This is a genomic window from Streptomyces sp. UF-297, assembly GCF_058245575.1.
Window position 1 is genome coordinate 43,725 of the sequence record NZ_JBSIBZ010000056.1, and the last position, 19,559, is coordinate 63,283.

Below are 19,559 nucleotides of genomic sequence, written 5' to 3' on the forward strand. Positions count from 1 at the left end.
CGAGTGAAGGAAGGTTGTAATACCCGGCTGTCGCGCCACCGCCGACCGCCGCGCCTGCCGCCGCGTCCGGTGGCGGCGAGCTCCGCAACTCCAGCGGCAGGTGCCTGGAGAGCGACAACTCCTCCCCCTTCGACGGCGTCCGCGCCCGCATCTGGTCGGACTACGGCCAGGGCGACGCGTTCCCGTATCCGGCCCCCATCCGCGACTGCGACCCCCACCCGCTTTCCGCGGCGCGCTTAGGATCTGCTCCAGACATGAGAGACGACACCGACACCCCGGCAGGCGGCGCGGCACTGGGCCGGGGCGGGGCCGCCGAGGGCGAGGCCGCGCCCGGTGCCCTCGCACTGCGGCCGCTCACCGCCCGCTCCATCGTGCTCAGCACCCTGCTCGGCCACCACCCGCCCCGGCTGCCCGTCCGCGCCCTGGTCCGCGTCGGTGAACTCTTCGGCATCGCCGAGGGCACCGTCCGCGTCGCCCTGTCCCGCATGGTCGCCGCGGGCGATCTGCGCCAGCACGAGGGCGCCTACGCACTGACCGAGCGGCTGCTGGAGCGCCAGGCCCGGCAGGACGAGAGCCGTACGCCCACCACCAGGCCCTGGCGCGGCGACTGGGAGATCGCCGTGGTCACCACCGCCGAACGCCGCCCCGCCGCCGAACGCACCGCGCTGCGCCAGGCCATGGCGGGGCTGCGGATGGCCGAGCTGCGCGAGGGCACCTGGCTGCGCCCGGCCAACCTGGAGCGGCCCCGCCCGCCCGTGGCCACCTTGCAGTGCACCTGGTTCACCGGCGCTCCCGACGGCGACGCGACCGTACTCGCCCACCGGCTGTGGGACCTCGGGGCCTGGGCGGAGCGGGCCCGCGCCCTGCACGCCGCCCTCGCGCGGGCGGCCGGTCCGGCCGAGCGCTTCACGGTCGCCGCCGCGGCCCTGCGCCACCTCCTCGCCGACCCGCTGCTGCCCGCCGCCCTGCTGCCCGGCGACTGGCCGGGCGCCGAACTGCGGCGCAGCTACGACGCCTTCGAGGGCGAACTGGGCGCGCTGCTGCGGCAGTACGTCGCACCACGCTGACCCGCGGCGCCCGTACCGCTGCCGTCCCTGCTCGGCCGCCGCACCCTTGTGGCATCCTCCAACGTGCCTCGCACTTGCTAAGCACATGCACCAGAGCTGATTGCAGATGAGAGATGATCTGCCATACGGTGCCGCATATGCAGTCCTACACCATCGGTCAGGCGGCCCGCCTGCTCGGCGTGAGCCCCGACACGGCCCGCCGCTGGGCCGACGCGGGCAAGGTCTCCACCCACCGGGACGAGACAGGCCGCCGGCTGATCGACGGCCGCGACCTGGCCGCGTTCTCCACCGAGCTCGCCAAGAGCGGCAACGGCGAGGACGAGCAGAGCTACACCTCCGCCCGCAACGCCTTCCCCGGCATCGTGACGGCCATCAAGCTCGGCGACGTGGCCGCCCAGGTCGAGATCCAGGCCGGCCCGCACCGGCTGGTCTCCCTCCTCACCCGGGAGGCGGTCGAGGAACTCGGCCTCGAAGTCGGCATGCAGGCCACCGCCCGCGTCAAGTCGACCAACGTCCACATCGACCGCGTCTGACCCGTCCCGGGCCCGGGCGACCGGACCCGGCCGGACCGGACACGGCCCGCCCCACGAGGCCTTCGCGCCCCGCGTACGTCCCAAGGAGCCGATCCCATGTTCCGCACCGCCACCCCCGGCAGGCGCCGTGCCGCGGCCGCCGCGCTGACCGTCGCCCTGATCGTCCCGCTGGCCGCCGCCTGCGGCAGCGACGACCAGGCCTCCGGGGGCGGGGACGACGGCGACAAGACCACCCTCACGGTCCTGGCCGCCGCCTCCCTGACCGACGTCTTCGCCAAGGCGGGCAAGGCCTACGAGAAGGAGCACCCCGGCACCAAGGTGAAGTTCTCCTTCGCCGGCTCCCAGCAGCTGGCCGCGCACGTCAACCAGGACGTCCAGGCCGACGCCCTGGTCACCGCGGACACCAAGACCATGGACGGCCTCAAGGGCAAGACCGGCACGCCCGAGATCATCGCCAAGAACCGCCTGGTGATCGCCACCCCCGAGGGCAACCCGAAGAAGATCAAGACGCTGCGCGACCTCAGGTACGGCAGCAAGCTCAAGGTCGTGCTCGCCGCGCCCGCCGTCCCCGTGGGCCGCTACAGCAAGCAGGTCCTGGACAAGCAGGGCATCAAGGTCCAGCCGGTCTCCCAGGAGCAGGACGTACGCGGCGTGCTGAGCAAGGTCCAGCTGGGCGAGGCCGACGCCGGCATCGTGTACGCCACCGACGCCATGACCAGCCCGGACAAGGTCGACGCCGTCGAGATCCCGGACGACCAGAACGCGATCGCCCAGTACCCGGCGGCCACCCTCAAGGTCTCCGAGCACGCCAAGGACGCCGAGGCGTTCGTGAAGTGGCTCGGCGGCGAGCAGGCGCAGAAGCTGCTGCACGACGCCGGATTCCAAAAGCCCTGACCACCGGGCGATCCGTGAGCACACCAGGCAGGACGGGCACGAGAAGAATGTCGTCATGAAGCGCACCCGGAACGCCGCCCCCGGGCGGCGGGCACCCCTGGCACTGGCCGTGCCCGCCGTCCTGGCGGTGGCGTTCCTGCTGGTGCCCCTGATCGGCATCCTCACCCGCACCACCTGGGGCGACCTCGGCGCGCACCTCACCAGCCCGGAGGTCACCGAGGCCCTGACGCTCTCGCTCGTCGTCTCCCTGTGGGCGCTGGGCCTGTCCCTGCTGCTGGGCGTGCCGCTGGCCTGGCTGCTGGCCCGCGTCGACTTCCCCGGCAAGTCCCTCGTACGCTGCCTGGTCCTGCTCCCGATGGTGCTGCCGCCCACCGTGGGCGGGGTGGCGCTGCTGCTCGGATTCGGGCGGCGCGGGCTGCTCGGCGGCTGGCTGGAGAGCTGGTTCGGGCTCCAGCTGCCCTTCCACACCTCCGGCGCGGTGGTCGCCGCGACCTTCGTGTCGATGCCGTTCCTGGTCATCAGCCTGGAGGGCGCGCTCGCCGGGCTGCACCCGCGCTACGAGGAGACCGCCGCCTCCCTGGGCGCCTCACCGCTGCGAGTGTTCTGCACCGTCACCCTCCCCATGATCATTCCTGGGCTGGCCGCGGGCGCGGCCCTGACCTGGGCGCGTGCGCTCGGCGAGTTCGGCGCCACGATCACCTTCGCCGGGAACCTCCCCGGCGTCACCCAGACCCTGCCCCTGCAGGTCTACCTCCTCCTCCAGGACAGCCCCGAGGCCGCCACCTCCGTCTCCCTCCTGCTGCTCGCCATCGCGATGGCGGGACTGGTCGCGCTGCGCGGCCGCTGGTCGACGGGCCCGGTGACCCAGGGCCGCAGGGCCGGGGGCGGGCGGCGGTCCGCGAACGCGGGGGAGCCCTCCCCGTACGAGCCGGCAGAGCCCTCCGGGTGCGGGCCGGACGCAGCGGACGCCCCGCACACACCGGCCGCGGCCGCCCCCGCCGGCGCACGCTGGCCGCTGCACGCCGAGGTCACCGGCTTCAACCGGCTCACCCTGGACGCCGAGCCCGGCACCACCATCGCCGTCGTCGGCCCCAACGGCGCGGGAAAGACCACCCTGTTGCGTGCCCTGCTCGGCCTGACACCGCGCGCGCACGCCACGCTGATGCTGGGCGGGCGTGAGGTCACCGCGCTGCCGCCGCACCGCAGGGACGTGGCCTGGGTCCCGCAGGACGGCGCGCTCTTCCCCCACTTGTCGGCGCTGCGTAACACCGCCTACGGGCTGCGCGCCCACGGCGTCGGCCGCGCCCGGGCACGCCAGGAGGCCCAGCAGTGGCTGGACCGGCTCGGCGTCGGCCCCCTCGCGCACCGCCGCCCCGCCCAGCTCTCCGGCGGCCAGGCCCAGCGCGTCGCGCTCGCCCGCGCCCTGGCCGCCCGCCCCCGCCTGCTGCTCCTGGACGAGCCGCTGGCCGCCCTCGACCAGACCACCCGCGCCCACGTCCGGCACACCCTGCGCCGCCATCTGTCGGGCTTCGGCGGGGTGTGCCTGATGGTCACCCACGACCCGGTCGAGGCGGTCTCGCTCGCCGACCGCGTCCTGGTCCTGGAGGACGGCCGCACCCTCCAGGACGCCGCCCCCGCCGAGGTGACCCGGCACCCGCGCTCCCCGTGGGTGGCCCGGATGCTGGGCCGCAACGCCTGGCCTGGTACGGCCGTCCCCGAAGGGCTCCGACTCGCGGACAAGAAGACCCTGGTGGCCGCCGACCCGCTGCCCTCGGGCACCGATGCGCTGGCGATCATCGGGCCCGAGGCGGTCTCCGTGCACCGCGACCGCCCCTCCGGCAGCCCGCGCAACGTATGGCCGGGCCGGGTACGGGAAATCACCGCGCTCGGCAGCCGGCTGCGCGTCCTGATCGGCTCCTCGGAGGTGCCCGACCTGGTCGGCGAGATCACTCCGCAGGCGGCGGCCGAGCTGGGGCTGGGCGAGGACAGCGACGTCTGGGTCAGTGTGAAGGCGACGGAGGTCACGCTCGTACGGCTGTGAACGCGCCGCCGAGCGCTTCGCGGGAAGCTCGGTCGTGACACCGCGGGCCGGTGGGGGGCTGGTCGCGCCCACGCGGCGGGAGCCGCACATCGGCGCGGCCCGCGCTCTTAAGTCCGCCGCCGTACCTCGTACGCCCCCAGCACCACCGCCACCGTCAGCAGGCTCAGCCAGAACTGCGCGCGGCTGTCCGGGAGAAAGGCCATCGCGCCGATGACCGCCGCCATCAGGGCGATGGTCGCCCAGCTCAGCCACGGGAAGAGCCACATCTTCAGCGTCAGGCGCTCGGGCGCCGCGCGCTCCAGCTTCCGCCGCATCCGTACCTGTGCGAAGGCGATCGCCAGATAGACGAACAGGGCGATGGCGCCGTAGGAGTTGATCAGGAAGGCGAAGACGACGTCCGGGGAGATCCAGGCGGCGATCACCGACGCGTAGCCGACCGACGTACCGGCCAGCAGGGCCCGGCGCGGGACGCCGCTGCGGCTGAGCCGGGTGAAGCCGCGCGGCGCGTCCCCGTTGCGGGTCAGCGCGAAGAGCATCCGCGAGGAGGTGTAGAGCGCGGAGTTGAGGCAGGAGAGCACCGCGATCAGCACCACCGCGTTCATGATCGTGCCGGCCGCCGGTACGTCCAGCCGGTCCAGCACCGCCGCGTACGGGCTGACCTCGATGGCCTTCTCGGTCCAGGGCACCACCGCCACCACGAGGAGGACGGACAGGACGTAGAAGCCGACGACCCGCAGCACGATGGAGCGGATGGCGTTGGCCACCGCCCGCTCGGGCTCCACGGACTCGGCGGCGGCGATGGTGACGATCTCCGCGCCGGTGAAGAAGCCGATGCACGGCACGACGGCGGCCAGCACCGCGCCGACCCCCTCGGGCGCGAAGCCGCCGTGCGCCGTCAGATGCGCCACCCCGCCCGCCGCGTCCGGCCACAGCCCTGCGACGTAGAGCCCGCCCAGCAAGAGGAAGACGACGATCGCGATGACCTTGATGGAGGAGAACCAGTACTCGAACTCGCCGTAGGAGCGGGCCGAGACCATGTTCGTGGCGGTCAGCAGCGCCATCAGGACCAGGCTGATCGCCCACAACGGCGCCTGCGGGAGCCAGAGTTGGATGAGCCTGCCGCCCGCCACCGCCTCCACGGCCACCACGATCACGAAGAAGTACCAGTACAGCCAGCCGACGGTGAACCCGGCCCGGTGGCCGAGCGTCTCGCGCACATGGGCGTAGAAGGAGCCCAGCGCCGGGCGGGCCACCGTCATCTCCGCCAGCATCCGCATGATCAGTACGGTGAGGACCCCGGCCGCGAGGAAGGACAGCACGGCGGCCGGCCCGGTGGCCCGGATGACCACCCCGCTGCCCACGAACAGCCCGGCGCCGATGACCCCGCCCAGCGCGATCAGGTTCATGTGGCGCCGCTTGAGGCCCTTGTGCAGTTCGCCGTCCCGCGGCCCGCCGCCCGGTGCCTCGGGCGTGGTCTGTGGCGCTGTTCCCGTACTCATGTCAGCGCAGGCTACGGACCCAATCCTGCGGAACTGTTGCCACAGTGTTTCGCCTCACCCGTGCACCGCACGCCCGCCGGCGCAACGGCTCGCTGTGCGCGTCGAGCAATACCGTCGACGGCATCCAGCACTCCGGGAGGGAAATCCTCACGCCTTGAGGTCGAAGTGCCAGGTCTCCGATGGGACGGTGAGCCGCGTCTCGTCCCAGTACGGCCCCAACATGACCGCATTCGCGGAGAGTTTGTACGTGTCGTCGCCCCAGTACATCGTGCTGTGGCTCAGGACTCGTCCGCTGGGGTGCGGGAGATCTCCCCTCACCCCCGCATCATCGATGATCACTTGTCGGCCGACGGTGACCGTGAACGAGGCGGGGCTGATCCTCGCCGGGTACTTCGCATCGGGATACCACCACCCGGCCGTCCAGTAGTACTGGGCCTCAGCCACGTCGAGGAAGGCGCAGATGGTCTCCGCGTTGTACCGCAACCCGAAGGTGAACTTTCCGTACGTCCACCGTCCATCTCCATAGAGGGGGCGCGTCTCGGTCCGGACCTCGGTCATTTCTCTCCCCCTTGACTGCGGGTCCGGATCTCCACGACCCGGACCCGCCCAGCGCTCTCGTCCCTTTCGATCCGCTACTTCTTGGTCAACCGCTCGGCCTCGAAGGCCAGTTCTGCGGGAGACTCGACCAGCAGCGAGACGATGTTGTCGCGTGCGCTGATCTTCCTCGCCCAGATCTCATTGGGCGACCACCCGGTGTTGATGTGGTACTGGACGTTCCGGCTTCCCACTCCGGTCACGTCGACCAGCAGACCGGGGGCGAATGCCCGCTCGATGACGGTGCCGGTGTCGATCGCGTCCGAGGCGAAGAACAGCAGCACCTTCTCCACCGGAGTGAACACATTGATGTTGCCGCCGAACAGCGGGAAGGCGCACAGGGGGGTGAACGACGACGAGTCGCCGACATTGCTCCGCTGCGAGATGCCGGTGGTGAACTCGGTGTTCGTCTCGTTGTAGACGGATACGGCGCCTTGAACTCCGTCGGGCGATACGGAGCCCGTCCCTGTGATGTTCTTGACCTCCAGGGTCTGGCCGAGCTCGATGTTGTACGAGTTGCTGGCGGTGACCTTCCCGTCGGGAATGATCTGCGAGTGCGAGGTGAATGCCTTCAGCTGCGGCGTCCAGGTGATCTGCGTATCCGTCATGTATTCGAGGGAGCTGAACCACACGAGCGGCCTGCCGTTGGCGGACGAACTGCGCACTCCCCTGAAGCCGTAGAGGCGGAATCCCCCCTGGCGAAGCCTGTTGGTTGTCGTGTCATCCATCTCGATGGAGATGCTGTATCCGTCCTGCGCCATGTCTGCCTCTCCCTCTCGTCCCTCTCGCGAATGCGGTCTCGGAGCGGTGAGTCTCGCAGGCGACATGCACGTGCAAAAGGGGAGCAACCGGCCACACGAATCCGATTCCGCGAACCAGTTGCCCTGGTTGAGCCAACCGCTCCACGGGAGTCCGTCCTGCGTACAAAGCGCTGCGGAATATATCTACCTGACCGACATAAGCCATAAGGGGAAGAACTGCCAGGCGAGAGGCTTTCGATCTGTCGCCGCTGCGGGTCAGCCGAAAAGCGCCCGCGGGCGAGAAATGTACGCATGGTGACGCCCGTACGTACTCGGCCTGCTCGCTCTCGCATGTCCATGGCCTGTCTGAGGGTGTCAGGACGGGCGGCGCTATCCCCGGCCGGGGAAGGGCGGGGCAGGTGGTGGGTGTGGTTACAGGGGCAGGACGAATACGGGGATGGGGGTGGTGAATGGTTTGGGAAAGGGGGTGAGGGTGCCGTTGTGGGGGTTGGCTGTGAATGCCGTTACGGAGTTTGAGCGTTGGTTGGCGGCGAAGAGCAGGCGTTGGGAGGGGGAGAAGGCGATGTGGCGTGGGAAGTCGCCGCGTACCGGAACCGTGTCGAGCAGGCGGAGGCGGGCGCCGCGTGCCTCGATGGCGTATCGGGAGATGCTGTTGTGGCCGCGGTTGGCGAGGTAGGCGAAGGCGCCGTTGCGGGTGACGAGGAACTGCGCGGGGTAGCTGGTGCCGGGCCCGGTGCCGGTGGGCTGGGGTGCGCCGGGGGTCAGCCGTCCGCTGTGCCGGTCGTACGCGCAGACCACGGCGGTGTTGTCCACCTCGTTGGCGAGGTAGGCGAAGCGGCCGGAGGGGTGGAAGGTCAGATGGCGCGGGCCGGCGCCGGGGCGTAGCCGGGCGGTCGAGATCTGACGCAGCCGACCCGCGGAGGTGTCGAGCCGGTAGGTGTAGACGGTGTCGTTGCCCAGGTCGACGGCGAGGATGTGGCGCCCGTCCGGTGCGGTGACGATCTGGTGGGCGTGCGGGCCGCTCTGGCCGGGGCCGGGCGGCGGGTCGAAGTGCGTGACCAGGTCGGTGAGTTCGCCGAGTGCCCCTCCGTGGTGCACGGGGTGTACGGCCACGCTGCCGGAGAGGTAGTTGGCGCTGAGCAGCCAGCGTCCGCTGGGGTGGACGGAGAGGTGGCAGGGGCCGGCGCCGCCTGTCGTGCGGGCGCCCAGGACCCGGTGGCGGCCGTCGGCCGAGAGGGCGATCGCGGTGACGGAGCCGTTCTCGCCGGGGGTGAGCGTCTCGTTGACGGTGTAGAGGGTGCGGCCGCGCGGCGCAAGCGCCAGATAGGACGGGTTGGGGACGCCGGGCAGGGTGCCGGTGGCGGTGATTCGCCCGCTGTCCGCGTCGTACGCGCCCAGGCCCAGGCCGGTGCCGCCGCCCGCGACGGTGGTGTACGTGCCGAGGAAGAGCGGCCGCCATCTGGGGGGCCGGTGGTGCGGACGGCGGCCGTGGGCCTCGGCGGGGGAGGGGCTGCCGAAGGCGGCCAGGGCGGCTCCCGCCGCTGCCGTACCGAGGAAGCGGCGACGGTCGATCCGGGTCCGTGCACTGCTCATGGCCCACCTCGCGAGTCCGGTGATCTCGGATGTGGCTGAAAGGGTGACCCGTATCGCCCGCGCCGACAAGAGGCGCAACACAAATTGCGCAGGACGCAACGCCTTTGGCGGTAGGGCGGCGTGCGCCGCGTCCCCGGGAGGGCGGCTACCGTACGCCCGCCGCCATCCGTACCGCCGCGTCCCCGCCCTCGGAGCTGCTGCCGATCGCCGTGGCGCGGTGGGCCGTCGGGCTGAGGCCGCGGATGCGCTTGAACGCGGCGCTGAAGGAGAACCCGTCCGCGTACCCCACCTGCCGTGCCACGGCGGCCACCGTGGCGTCCGGCTCGGCCAGCAGGTCCGCGGCGAGCACCATCCGCCACCGGGTCAGATACGCCAGCGGCGGCTCGCCCACCAGCGCGGCGAAGCGCTTGGCCAACGTGGCGCGCGAGACGCCCGCTTCGGCCGCCAGCGAGGCCACCGTCCACGGGCGGGCCGGGGCCTCGTGCAGGGCCCGCAGCGCCGCCCCCACCACGGTGTCGGCGAGCGCGCGGTACCAGCCGGGCGGGTCGGCCTCGGGCCGGTCGAACCAGGCGCGCACGGTGCACACCAGCATCCAGTCCAACAGGCGGTCCAGCACGGTCTGTTGGCCCGGCCGGTCCGCGGCGGCCTCGGCCGCGATGAACCGCAGGACGGCGTCGCAGTCCTCGTCCGCGGGCACGACCAGTGCGGGCGGCAGCGCGTCCAGCAGCCGCTGTCCCAGATCGCCCCGTACGCGATAGCCGCCGACCAGCACCGTGGAGGCGCCCGCTTCAGGGGCGGCCGCATCGGCGCGCTCGGGGTGCGCGTCCTGCAGGCGGCAGGGCGCGGGGCCGCGGACGACCGCGGTGTCCCCGGGGCGGATCTGCTGCGCGGTGCCTTCGTGCGGAACCAGCCACGCCTCGCCCTCCAGCACCGTGCACAGGGTCAGCGGCGCCTCTTCGCCCACACTCAGCGTCCAGGGCGGCGACAGCGTCAGCCGGTCGAAAAGGGCGCCGTTGGCCCGTACACCCCGCAGAAGATCTCCGAACGCGTCCATGCCGGGATCGTAGACGCACGGACATGCACCGGAGCTCTTGCCCCATGGTCCGTCTGCGGAGCGGCCCGTGGAATGGGCGCATGACCGATGCCCACCCGCGCCGCCGGCAGTGGACCGGCGCCTTGCTGCTGCCTGCCCTCCTGCTGCCCACCCTGCTCCTCACCGCCGACCTGGGAGTGCTGTGGCTGGCCACGCCGCCGCTGGCCGCCGACCTGGCGCCCAGCGGCTCCCAACTGCTGTGGATCAATGACATCTACGGCTTCGCGATGGCCTGTCTGCTCGTCCTGGCGGGCAATGCCGGCGACCGGTTCGGCAGGCGCCGGGTGCTGCTGTCCGGGGTCGCGGTCTTCGCCCTGGCCTCGCTGGTGGCCGCGTACGCGCCGAACCCGCCGGTGCTGATCGCCGCCCGTGCGCTGCTGGGGGTGGCCGGTGCGGCGATCATCCCGTCCACGCTGGCGCTGATCTCCCACCTGTTCACCGACGCCCGGCAGCGGGCCCGCGCCATCGCGCTGTGGGTCACCGCGCTGTTTACCGGCATCGCCCTGGGGCCGGTGCTCAGCGGTGTGCTGCTGCAGCACTTCTGGTGGGGCTCGGTGTTCCTGGTGGGGGTGCCGGTGATGGTGGCCGTGCTGGTCGTCACGCCTTTCGCGGTGCCCGAGTCCGCCGACCCCGGCGCGGTCCGGCTCGACCGGCTCAGTGTGCCGCTGCTGCTGTTGACGCTGCTGCCGTTCGTCTACGCGATCAAGCATGTCGGCGAGTACGGCCCGGGGCCCCGCGCACTGCTGGCGACGGCACTGGCCGCAGGTTTCGGCGCGCTGTTCGTCCGCAGGCAGCGGAGGATCGCCGAGCCGCTGCTGGATCTGCGGCTGTTCGCCGACCGGACCTTTACCGCCGCGCTGTTGCTGCTGTTCACCGGCCTGGCCGCGATGAACGGCGTGGAGTACCTGGTGCCGCAGTACCTCCAGATCGTCAGCGGCCTGCCAGCCCTGGAGGCCGGACTGCTGATGGTCTTGCCCGCTGTCGGGCCGGCCGTCGGCTCCCAGCTCACGCCCGTACTGGCCCGGCGGGTACGGCCCGCCCGGGTGATCGCCGGCGGCGCGGTGCTCGCGCTGGCCGGCTTCGCGCTGCTGGCCGCCCTGCCCGCCGACGGCTCCGGGGCCGCCCGGGCGGCCGTGGGCACCTGCGTGATGATGGCGGGGCTGGCGCCGGTCACCGTGCTCGGCACCGGCATCGCGGTCGGCGCCGCCCCGCCGCAGAAGGCGGGCCAGGCCGCCGCGGTCGGCCAGACCGGTTACGAACTCGGCCCGGCCTTCGGCGTCGCGGCCACCGGCAGCGTGATGGCGGCCGTCTACCGCGGCCGGGTCAGTGCCGCGGCGCCCGACGGCGTCCCCCAGGACGCCGTCGACCGTGCGGCGGAGAACACCGGCGGCGGGATCGCCGCCGCCGAACACCTGCCCCACCCCCTGGGGGACGCCCTCGCGTCCGTAGTACGCGAGGGGTTTGCCTTTGGCCTGCACGCCGCGGCCGTCGTCAGCGGAAGTCTGACCGTCCTGCTCCTGATGCTCGCGCTGGTGCTGCTGAGGCGGGTTCCCCCTACTGGTACGGCCCGCCAAGATGCGGGGCGGGATGATACGGAAACGGCCGATGGGGCAAGGGAGTTGGCGAAATCGGACAGGGCGCCCGCGTCCGGTTCCCTGGGGTGACCCCGGAGTGTCCCCGGAATTCCCGTACATCCCGATGATGATCATGCTGTCGTCCGTAGCACTCAAGTCGTACGGCACAACCCATATGGGGAGGGATTCGCCAACCCCCTTCGCCGCCATAGCTTCTTGATCGAGCACCGAACGATCAGGAGGCCCCCACCATGTACAGCAAAGCTTTCGCCCCGGAATATCAGGGCGAGTTGGGCGCGGCGCTGGGCGTGAACTCCTCGTACGAGGACGTGCTGGCGGCGGCGGGGCGCGCCCGGCAGGGGGCCGCCTCGCCGCTGGAGCGGGCGCGGGCCTCGCTCGCCCTGGCCGAGGCCAACCGGCGGCTGGGCCGGGTGGCGGAGGCCGGCAGCGCCTGGCGCGACAGCTACCGCAGCGCCCGCACCGCAGGTGACCAAGGGGCGATGGCCTGGGCCCTGTGGAGCGGCGGCACCCTGGCCCGGCAGTGCGGCACCCTCCCGCTGGCCCGCCGGCTGCTGGCCTTCGCCGTGGCCCTCGCCGACGAGAGCGGCGACCGCATGGCGCACGGCTACTCCCTGGCCGGGCTCGCCGAGACCGGCCGTATCCAGGGCGACTACGCGGCCGTGGCCGAACTCCACGAGCTGCTGCTGGAGCAGGGCAGGGCGCACGGCGAGGCCCGGCACATGGTCTGGGCGATGTCCGGCATCGCCCAGATGCACCGCAACAGCGGCGCGTACGACAAGGCCCTGGAGCTCTTCGAGGAGTCGGCGCGGATCGCCTCGGAGGCGGACGACGCCCGCGGCCACGCCTGGTCGCTGCGCGGCATAGCCGACGTGGTGTCCGTCCAGGGTGACACCGGGCGGGCGCTGCGGCTGCTGACCGAGGCGGAGGCCGTGTGCCGCGCCATGGACCTGGCCAGCGCGCTCGCCTACAACCACAAGATGCGCGGCAACGTACTGTTCCGGGCCGGGCGGTACGAGGAGGCCGCCCGGGCCTACGCCGGATCGCTGGCGGAGTTCCGCGCCATCCAGGAGCCGCGCGGGACGGCCCTGTCCCGCCTCGGCCTGGCCAAGTCCCGCTCCCGGCTGGGCGCGGCGCCGGAGGCGACACTCGCCGAACTCGACGATCTGGAGGAGGAGTTCACCCGGATCGGGCTGCGGCACGCCAAGGAGATGGTGATTGCCTTCCGGGCCGAGCTGACGGCGGCCACGGCTCCTGCGGCACCGGCGACTCCTACGGCTCCGCCGGTCCCGGCGGACCCGGCGGACCGGGCGGCGGTGTCCGCTGTGGCAGTGCCGTAGGCGCCAAAAACTCCCGCAGCAGGCTCCGGTGCCACCACGCCCCCGTCCGCCGCCGTTCCCGCGGGCCGGTGAAGCGGTAGGCGTACACCAGCGCCCGTACGTGAGCGGGCGGCGCGCCGTGGAACGGGTCGTGGCGCAGCAGTCGCAGCGTCGCCCGGTCGGCGGCCAGCAGCCGCTCCACCAGCGGCCCGAACCACGATCGGGCATAGGCGGGCGAGAGCGCGGCGAACCACATCATCCAGTCCAGGCGCAGGTGGTACGGCGCGAACTGGCGCGGCATCCGTCGTACATCCCCCGGCTTGCCCCGGAACTCGTACTCCCGCCACACCGTGGCCGGCGTGATCACCGCGTCCTCGGTCCCCTCGATGACGATCTCCCGCCGGCTGCGGGTGACGCTGCCGAACGCCCCGTAGGAGTTGACCAGCCGCAGCGGTTCGTAGGAGGTGTTCATCCGCTGCCTCCGGGAGAAGAGATTGCGCGCCGGACGGTAGCTCAGGACCGCCACTGCGGCGGTCAGGGCCAGCACGGCCACCTCGAACCACAGCGGGGGAGCGGGCAGCGCGGGCGGCTGCGGCCCGGTGGCACCGAAGGCCGCCAGGGCGCTGCCGAGGTCCGTGGCGGACAGCGCCAGGGCGATGGTGAGCCAGTTCAGCCAGGAGAAGTTCCCCGACAGTACGAGCCACAGCTGGGTGGCCGCGATGGCCGCAGCGGCCCAGCTCGCCACCGGCTGCGGGGTGAACAGCAGGACGGGTACGCCGAGTTGGGCCACGTGGTTGGCCGCCGTCTCCACCTTGTGCAGCGGCCTGGGCAGATGGTGGAAGAACCAGCTCAGCGGTCCGGGCATCGGCTGTGTCTCGTGGTGGTAGTACAGGCAGGTCAGCTCGCGCCAGCAGCGGTCGCCGCGCATCTTGATCAGCCCGGCCCCGAACTCCACCCGGAACAGCAGCCACCGCAGCAGCCACAGCGCCAGCACCGGCGGCGCGGTCTCGTCATTGCCCAGGAAGACCGCCAGGAACCCGGCCTCCAGCAGCAGCGACTCCCAGCCGAAGCCGTACCACACCTGCCCGACGTTCACGATCGAGAGATACAGCGCCCACAGCGCCAGCCACATCAGCATCGACGCCCACAGCGGCACGGCGTCGCCCGCCCCCGCCGCCAGCGCCGCGGCCAGCGCGGCCCCCGCCCAGGCGCACCCCGCGAAGAACCGGTCGGAGTAGTGCGCGTGAAAGATCCCCGGCGCGGTGCGGAAGGGCACCTGCCGTAGGAACCGCGGCGCCGGCAGCATCCCGTGCTCGCCGATCAGTGCCCGGAACTGCCGCGCCGCCGCCACGAACGCCACCAGGTACACCACGGCCAGCATCCGCTGGAAGACGAGCCGGGCGAGCCAGTAACCGGAATCGGTGAACCACTCCACCCGACCATCCGTAGCACGACGGCCGCGCCGGGGCGCTCACCGGTGGGCCACGGGCGTGCCAAAGGGCCGGTGCGCGCACGCACCGGCCCTGGGCTCACGTCCGTGAGCGGGTCGCTCTGTCTTGAGCTACGGCCCCTGGAGTGGAGCCGGGTGGGATTGAACCGCCATCTCCCCGCTCACTCTCCAGCGTACGAACCGCCATGAATACGGCAACTCGGGGCGTTGCGCCACCGCAGCCCGCTTCCGGTGGCACCGCTATCGTCCCGGCCGCCCGCTTTAGCAAGATATTGTCGAGCGCCCTTCGAGCAGGATCGTTAGGCTGGAGAGTGACGGACGACCTTACTGGGAGATGCCAACACCCTTGGCCCGTCGCGGGAACCGCCACGAACCATGGCCGAACTCCCGGTTGTGAAGAAGGCGCCACCGCGTCGGAAGAGTGTCCCTCGACGAAGGAGTACGTGGTGGCATTGGAGAACGCGCAGCGCGAGCAGGCCCCGGTCAAGCGGGGCGAGCGGCCCGGGCGCATCAAGGAAGTTCGCAATCTGGAGGTCTGGGGCCGATGCGTCCCGGTCCGGGTCGCGGGCTGCGACGACGACGATCCGGCCGAGCCGTACATCTTCCGCGGCATCGACTGACCGGTTGCCCCGCGGCCTGTGAACTCGGCCGCGAGGACGGGCTCATGGCCTGCGGCCGAGCAGGCACAGCAGCGTGGTGAGTTCATCGGCGCCCGGCGGGGGATCGACGGGCGCCGCGAACAGACCGGAGCCGGCCAGCCCCGCCGCGTACGGCTCCACCGCGCGCAGTGCCGCGGTGACGAGCGGGCCCGGCAGCGCCTCCTCGGCCCCGATGGCCCGCGACAGGTCCCAGGCGTGCACCACCGCGTCGGCCATCATCTGGACGCAGTAGTCCGCGACGGAGCTGGGGCCGTAGGACAGCCGGACCGTACGGTCCAGCGCGCCCGGCTCGCTGAAGGCCGCCACGGCGGCCACCGCCGCGCGGTCCCACGCCGCCACGGGGTCGTCGCCCAGCACATCCCCGTCCAGCGCGTCGCCCACCTCCTGGAGCGTGGCGCCGTCACGGACCAGCCGCGGCACCCACAGCTGCTCGGCGGTGAGGTGGTTCACCAGGTCGCGCACCGACCACTGGGTACAGGGCGTCGGGGCGCTCCACCGGTCGTCCGGCACGGCGTGCACCCGCGCCCCGAACAGCGCGAGCGCTTCCCCGTGCGTACGCAACATCTCGTCCTTGGTCATGCCCCCCGAGGATAGGAGCCACCACTGACAAAGCGTGGGAAGGGCTGAGGAAGGCCCGGGACGGGCATCCTCTTGGCGGACGGCACCGGGACAGGCAGCGTCCGTCTCGGTGCCGCGCGGGGCCCGCCGGGTCAGGGGGCGTACAACTGGCTCCGGGGGACGATCTGTTGGGCCTGGCTGGGGCTGGACCACAGGAGTTTGATGTACGCCTCGCCGGTCCGCTCGGTGTGTTCCAGGCGGATGGTGTGGCGGTGTCCCGCCCGCAGGGCGACCGTCGCCTTGTCGACCCTGGGCTCGTGGGGTGTGGCGTTGTCCAGGACGAGCCGGCCGTCGATCCACAGGCGGACGGTGTCGTCCGAGACGGCGGTCAGGGTGTAGGTCTCGCTGTAGCGGGGCTGGAGGGTGCCGCTCCAGCGGGTGCCGAAGCGGTCGGCCGGGATGCCTGGGGCGGGGGAGCCGTCGAAGCGGTAGGACTTGTTGACGGTCGCCTCCACGGTGGTGGCGGCAGGCGGGCCGCTGAAGGTGTCGTTGTCCCAGGACTGCGCCTTCAGGCCGGCGCCGGTGCCCGGGGGCGCGGCGGCGGGTGTCCGTACGGTGAGGCGGATGACGGTCGCGACCGGGCCGGTGGCCGCTCCGGAGGGCGTCAGGTCGAAGCCGTCGCCCGCGGGCGTGACCCGTACGGGTCGGGAACTGCCCAGCACCCGGGCCGAGGTGACGGCGAACGGGGTCCTGGCCCTCAGGTGCAGCGGGCGGCCGGCGGCGGGCCAGGCGGTGACGGCCGCGTACAGCTGGTCGCCGCTGCGGGAGACCGTGCCCCAGGACGGCTCGGCGACCAGGCCCGCATGCCCGGCCCCGTACACGGCGGCGCCCTGCCCGTGCGCGGCCAGCCACCGTCCGGCCTCCCGCAGGCGGTCGACGGAGGGCTGCGGTACGCGGCCGAGCCGGTCGGGGCCCACGTTCAGCAGGTAGTTGCCGCTGCGCGCCGAGGTGGCCAGGAGATTGCGCACCACCGTGGCGGCGGACTTCCAGTGGGAGTCGTACTTGGCGTATCCCCAGTGGTCGTTGAGGGTCATACAGCTCTCCCACAGCTGGCCGTCCACGGGAGCGGTGGGAATCTCCTGCTCGGGGGTGCCGTAGTCGCCGTCCACCACGCGCTTCTTGCCGACCCGGTTGTTGACGATCAGCCCGGGGTCCAGCCGGTGCAGATACGCCTGGAGGTCGGCGCCGTCCTTGGGAGACCAGCGGTTGGTGGGGTTGTCCGCGTCCCACTCGCCGTCGAACCACAACAGCGCCGGGTCGTAGCCGTCGACGAGCTCCTTGAGCTGGGCGTACATCCGCTGCTTGTAGCGCGGGAAGGTCGCCGGGTCGGGGAAGTCCGGGTCGTGCCAGTCCCAGATCGAATAGTAGAAGCCGAGCTTGATGCCCGCGGTGTCGGCGGCCTGCTTCAGCTCGGCCAGGATGTCGCGGCGCGGATCGAAGGAGGAGTGGTCGCGCAGGTTCCAGGCGTTCTGCTGCGTCGGCCACATCGCATAGCCGTCGTGGTGCTTGGAAGTGATGACGATATAGCGCTGCCCGGCGTCCTTGGCGGCCCGGACGACGGCCTTGGCGTCGAAGGCGGAGGGGTTGAAGGCCGCGGCCCGCTGCTCGTACGCGGCCATCGGGATGTCGCACGAGCGCTTGATCCACTCCGCGCCGCGGCAGACGGTGCCGTCGGGCCGGGTGTACTCGCCCTCCAGCTGTGAGTACGCGCCGAAGTGGATGAACATCCCGAAGCGGTCCTGGCGCCACCAGGAGGTGCGCCGGGAGGTGAAGGGGTCGTCGACGGCGTGGTTGCTGCCGGGGCCCGTGAGCGGGGCGGCGCGGCCGGACCCGGCGGCCGGGGCGGCACGGCCGGGGTCCGGCGGGGGAGCGGGGGACTGCGCGTGGGCGCCGGAGACCCCGCCGGTCAGTAACAGGCCGGCCCCCAGGAGCAGGGCCAGTCTTGTGCGGCTGCGCATCGCGTACTCCTTCGGTCGTCGGTCGCGTGCCTGCCTCCTGCTGCACCCCGCATGGTGCAGCGGGCGCACCCGCACCGGAAGACCTCTCGCACCACAGACATCGGATCACCTACGGCGACTGGAGGGAAAGTACGGGGAATTGGCGGCTGAACGCAGGGGAGACCTCGGACCTCAAGGGGGTGTCAGTGGCGCCGGGTAGCCTGGTGATCATGTTGAGGATGACGGGGGTGAGCCGGAATTTCGGGGAGCGTCAGGCGCTGCGCCCGATGGACCTGGAGGTGCCGGCGGGGGCGTGTGTGGCCCTGCTCGGGCACAACGGCTCGGGCAAGTCCACGCTCCTGCGCATCGCCTGCGGCCGGGACCGGCCCAGCAGCGGCACCGTCGAGTTCGACGGGGAGGCGATGAGCGAGGACGACCCGCGGGTGCGCGAGCGCGTCGCGGTCGTCGGCGACATCCTCAGCTGCTACCCGGATTTGACGGTCCGTCAGCACTTGGAGCTGGTCGCCGTGGGGCACCGCGTCCCCGACGGTGACCGGCGCGTCGCGCAGGTGCTGGAGCGACAGCGCCTCCAGGGCCATGCCGACGCCCGCCCCGGCGCGCTCTCCTCGGGTCAGCTCCAGGCCATGCTGCTGGCCGCCGCACTGCTGCGGCCGCGCGACCTGCTGGTGCTGGACGAGCCCGAGCAGCGGCTGGACCCGGCCGCGCGGGTGCGGCTGCGGGACCTGCTGCGCGAGGAGGGCGAGCGCGGCACTGCCGTGCTGTTCGCCACGCACCACCACGAGCTGGCGCGCGAGGTGGCCGACCGGGTGCTCGTCCTGGAGGACGGCGCGGTCATCGCGGACGGGGAGCCCGGGGCCGCCCTGGCGCAGGTGGCGCTGTGAACGGCCCGCGGGTGGGCGAGGTCCGACGGGCCCCGGCAGGGGACGAGGGCCTCGGCGCGGGACGTGCCGCCGGCGCCGGACCCGCCGCCCCCGGCCGCGCCCGCGAGCCGGCCGCCCGGGAGGTCACGGCCTGGCTCAGGGCCCGGCGCGGCGGCGACCGCTCGGCCAAGTTCCTCTACGCGGTCTACGTCGGCGCGATCATGGTGCTGGGCTGGTACGGCCTGTTCGCGTTCGGCGTCTACGTCAGGATCCGGGACGGGCATCCGCTGGCCGGGTACGCCGACCGCATCCTGCCCGCGCTCCCCTCGGCCGTGTTCTCGCTGGGGCTCGCCGCCTTCCTCCTCCTGGCCCGCGACGCGCTGTGGCGCGGCCCGGTCACCCCACCGCGCGCGGACACCGACTGGCTGCTGGCGCTGCCGGTGCGGCGCGGCCCGCTCGTCCTGCCCTGGTTCGCGCTCTCCCTGGGGATAGCCGTGCTGGCCGCGCTGCTCGCCGGGTTCCTGGGCGCGCTGCTGCTGGCCGCCGCCGGGCTCGGCGACCTGTGGCCGCTGGCCGCGGCCTGCTCGGGGCCCGCCGCCGGCCTGGCGGTGATCGGCACGGTCGGCGCGGCCGCGGTGGAGGGATCGGAGCGCTGGGCGCGCCAGGTCCAGCGCTGCACCCCGCTCGCCGTGGTCCTCCTCGTGCTGCTCGCCGGGCAGTCCGCGCTGGCCGTCACCGGGCACCGCCTGCCCTGGCTGGAGAGCGTCGAACTGTGGCTCGGCCCCTGGGGCTGGGCCGCCCAGCCCGCCCTCGCGCTGGCCGGCGGCCGGGCCCCGTACTGGCCCCTGGCGACGGCCCTGCTGGCGGTGGCCGTGCTGGCCGCCGCGCTGTGTGCGGTCCGCACCGTCACCACGATCCCCGCCGCCGAACTGCGCGCCCGCTCCCGGGCGTCGGGCGGCGTGGCCACCGGCATCATGACGCTGGACCCGCGCGCCGCCCGGCTCACCGCGGCCCAGGCGGTCCGGCCC

Annotated in this window: 16 protein-coding genes and 1 pseudogene; 9 read left to right on the forward strand and 8 right to left on the reverse strand. The window is 72.6% G+C overall.

The window, feature by feature from the left end:
* Positions 1-254 precede the first annotated feature (254 nt).
* From AC4IJH_RS27455 to AC4IJH_RS27470, 4 genes are all read left to right on the forward strand, one after another.
* Positions 255-1,067 carry a PaaX family transcriptional regulator C-terminal domain-containing protein gene (locus AC4IJH_RS27455; RefSeq protein ID WP_490854552.1) on the forward strand — a complete coding sequence of 271 codons (813 nt, stop codon included), beginning with the start codon at positions 255-257 and terminating at the stop codon, positions 1,065-1,067.
* 137 nt (positions 1,068-1,204) lie between these two features.
* Positions 1,205-1,600 carry a TOBE domain-containing protein gene (locus AC4IJH_RS27460; protein ID WP_490854553.1) on the forward strand — a complete coding sequence of 132 codons (396 nt, stop codon included), beginning with the start codon at positions 1,205-1,207 and terminating at the stop codon, positions 1,598-1,600.
* A 96-nt stretch (positions 1,601-1,696) separates the two neighbouring features.
* Positions 1,697-2,494: a molybdate ABC transporter substrate-binding protein gene (gene modA / locus AC4IJH_RS27465; protein ID WP_490854554.1), complete on the forward strand. Its 798-nt coding sequence runs from the start codon at positions 1,697-1,699 to the stop codon at positions 2,492-2,494.
* A 55-nt stretch (positions 2,495-2,549) separates the two neighbouring features.
* A complete protein-coding gene (locus AC4IJH_RS27470; protein WP_490854555.1) occupies positions 2,550-4,535 on the forward strand; it encodes an ABC transporter permease in 1,986 nt (661 codons plus the stop codon).
* A gap of 107 nt (positions 4,536-4,642) precedes the next feature.
* Here the strand turns inward: AC4IJH_RS27470 and AC4IJH_RS27475 are convergent, their stop codons facing one another.
* The 5 genes from AC4IJH_RS27475 to AC4IJH_RS27495 form a co-directional block, all read right to left on the reverse strand.
* A complete protein-coding gene (locus AC4IJH_RS27475; protein ID WP_490854556.1) occupies positions 4,643-6,034 on the reverse strand; it encodes an amino acid permease in 1,392 nt (463 codons plus the stop codon).
* Positions 6,035-6,181: 147 nt separating this feature from the next.
* Positions 6,182-6,592 carry a hypothetical protein gene (locus AC4IJH_RS27480; protein WP_490854557.1) on the reverse strand — a complete coding sequence of 137 codons (411 nt, stop codon included), beginning with the start codon at positions 6,590-6,592 and terminating at the stop codon, positions 6,182-6,184.
* 74 nt (positions 6,593-6,666) lie between these two features.
* A complete protein-coding gene (locus tag AC4IJH_RS27485; RefSeq protein ID WP_490854558.1) occupies positions 6,667-7,389 on the reverse strand; it encodes a hypothetical protein in 723 nt (240 codons plus the stop codon).
* A 411-nt stretch (positions 7,390-7,800) separates the two neighbouring features.
* Positions 7,801-8,982: a lactonase family protein gene (locus AC4IJH_RS27490; RefSeq protein ID WP_490854559.1), complete on the reverse strand. Its 1,182-nt coding sequence runs from the start codon at positions 8,980-8,982 to the stop codon at positions 7,801-7,803.
* Between the two features lie 145 nt (positions 8,983-9,127).
* Positions 9,128-10,036 carry an AraC family transcriptional regulator gene (locus AC4IJH_RS27495; RefSeq protein ID WP_490854560.1) on the reverse strand — a complete coding sequence of 303 codons (909 nt, stop codon included), beginning with the start codon at positions 10,034-10,036 and terminating at the stop codon, positions 9,128-9,130.
* Between the two features lie 80 nt (positions 10,037-10,116).
* Here AC4IJH_RS27495 and AC4IJH_RS27500 point away from each other — a divergent pair, with 80 nt between their 5' ends.
* Positions 10,117-11,739, forward strand: coding sequence for an MFS transporter (locus tag AC4IJH_RS27500; RefSeq protein WP_490854561.1), 1,623 nt, complete (start codon positions 10,117-10,119; stop codon positions 11,737-11,739).
* 161 nt (positions 11,740-11,900) lie between these two features.
* On the forward strand, positions 11,901-13,007 hold the full coding sequence (locus AC4IJH_RS27505) for a tetratricopeptide repeat protein (protein WP_490854562.1): 1,107 nt from the start codon (positions 11,901-11,903) through the stop codon (positions 13,005-13,007).
* Here AC4IJH_RS27505 and AC4IJH_RS27510 read toward each other — a convergent pair.
* Complete coding sequence (locus AC4IJH_RS27510; RefSeq protein WP_490854563.1) at positions 12,940-14,421, reverse strand: lipase maturation factor family protein; 1,482 nt, start codon at positions 14,419-14,421, stop codon at positions 12,940-12,942. The two genes, AC4IJH_RS27505 and AC4IJH_RS27510, sit on opposite strands and share 68 nt — an antisense overlap.
* A 461-nt stretch (positions 14,422-14,882) precedes the next feature.
* On the opposite strand from AC4IJH_RS27510, the gene AC4IJH_RS27515 reads away from it, so the two are divergent.
* Entirely contained in the window at positions 14,883-15,056 is a 174-nt protein-coding gene (locus tag AC4IJH_RS27515; RefSeq protein ID WP_490854564.1) for a hypothetical protein, read from the forward strand.
* Positions 15,057-15,098: 42 nt separating this feature from the next.
* Here AC4IJH_RS27515 and AC4IJH_RS27520 read toward each other — a convergent pair whose 3' ends face one another.
* Positions 15,099-15,674: a TIGR03086 family metal-binding protein gene (locus AC4IJH_RS27520; RefSeq protein WP_490854565.1), complete on the reverse strand. Its 576-nt coding sequence runs from the start codon at positions 15,672-15,674 to the stop codon at positions 15,099-15,101.
* 131 nt (positions 15,675-15,805) lie between these two features.
* The gene (locus tag AC4IJH_RS27525) at positions 15,806-17,671 is read right to left on the reverse strand and encodes an alpha-L-fucosidase (RefSeq protein ID WP_490854566.1); all 1,866 of its coding nucleotides are present in this window, start codon (positions 17,669-17,671) and stop codon (positions 15,806-15,808) included.
* A gap of 209 nt (positions 17,672-17,880) precedes the next feature.
* Here AC4IJH_RS27525 and AC4IJH_RS27530 point away from each other — a divergent pair, with 209 nt between their 5' ends.
* Together AC4IJH_RS27530 and AC4IJH_RS27535 are read left to right on the forward strand one after the other, a co-directional pair.
* Complete coding sequence (locus tag AC4IJH_RS27530; RefSeq protein ID WP_490854567.1) at positions 17,881-18,552, forward strand: ABC transporter ATP-binding protein; 672 nt, start codon at positions 17,881-17,883, stop codon at positions 18,550-18,552.
* Positions 18,549-19,559, forward strand: a pseudogene (locus tag AC4IJH_RS27535) (DUF6297 family protein); the annotation flags it as partial. The gene AC4IJH_RS27530 and the pseudogene AC4IJH_RS27535, both read left to right, overlap by 4 nt.

Coding starts and splice junctions, on each gene's coding strand:
- AC4IJH_RS27530 (WP_490854567.1), top strand. CDS start 17,881: ATGTTGAGGATGACGGGGGTGAGCCGGAATTTCGGGGAGCGTCAGGCG.
- AC4IJH_RS27475 (WP_490854556.1), bottom strand. CDS start 6,034: ATGAGTACGGGAACAGCGCCACAGACCACGCCCGAGGCACCGGGCGGC.
- AC4IJH_RS27495 (WP_490854560.1), bottom strand. CDS start 10,036: ATGGACGCGTTCGGAGATCTTCTGCGGGGTGTACGGGCCAACGGCGCC.
- AC4IJH_RS27460 (WP_490854553.1), top strand. CDS start 1,205: ATGCAGTCCTACACCATCGGTCAGGCGGCCCGCCTGCTCGGCGTGAGC.
- AC4IJH_RS27500 (WP_490854561.1), top strand. CDS start 10,117: ATGACCGATGCCCACCCGCGCCGCCGGCAGTGGACCGGCGCCTTGCTG.
- AC4IJH_RS27470 (WP_490854555.1), top strand. CDS start 2,550: ATGAAGCGCACCCGGAACGCCGCCCCCGGGCGGCGGGCACCCCTGGCA.
- AC4IJH_RS27455 (WP_490854552.1), top strand. CDS start 255: ATGAGAGACGACACCGACACCCCGGCAGGCGGCGCGGCACTGGGCCGG.
- AC4IJH_RS27490 (WP_490854559.1), bottom strand. CDS start 8,982: ATGAGCAGTGCACGGACCCGGATCGACCGTCGCCGCTTCCTCGGTACG.
- AC4IJH_RS27480 (WP_490854557.1), bottom strand. CDS start 6,592: ATGACCGAGGTCCGGACCGAGACGCGCCCCCTCTATGGAGATGGACGG.
- AC4IJH_RS27525 (WP_490854566.1), bottom strand. CDS start 17,671: ATGCGCAGCCGCACAAGACTGGCCCTGCTCCTGGGGGCCGGCCTGTTA.
- AC4IJH_RS27505 (WP_490854562.1), top strand. CDS start 11,901: ATGTACAGCAAAGCTTTCGCCCCGGAATATCAGGGCGAGTTGGGCGCG.
- modA (WP_490854554.1), top strand. CDS start 1,697: ATGTTCCGCACCGCCACCCCCGGCAGGCGCCGTGCCGCGGCCGCCGCG.
- AC4IJH_RS27520 (WP_490854565.1), bottom strand. CDS start 15,674: ATGACCAAGGACGAGATGTTGCGTACGCACGGGGAAGCGCTCGCGCTG.
- AC4IJH_RS27485 (WP_490854558.1), bottom strand. CDS start 7,389: ATGGCGCAGGACGGATACAGCATCTCCATCGAGATGGATGACACGACA.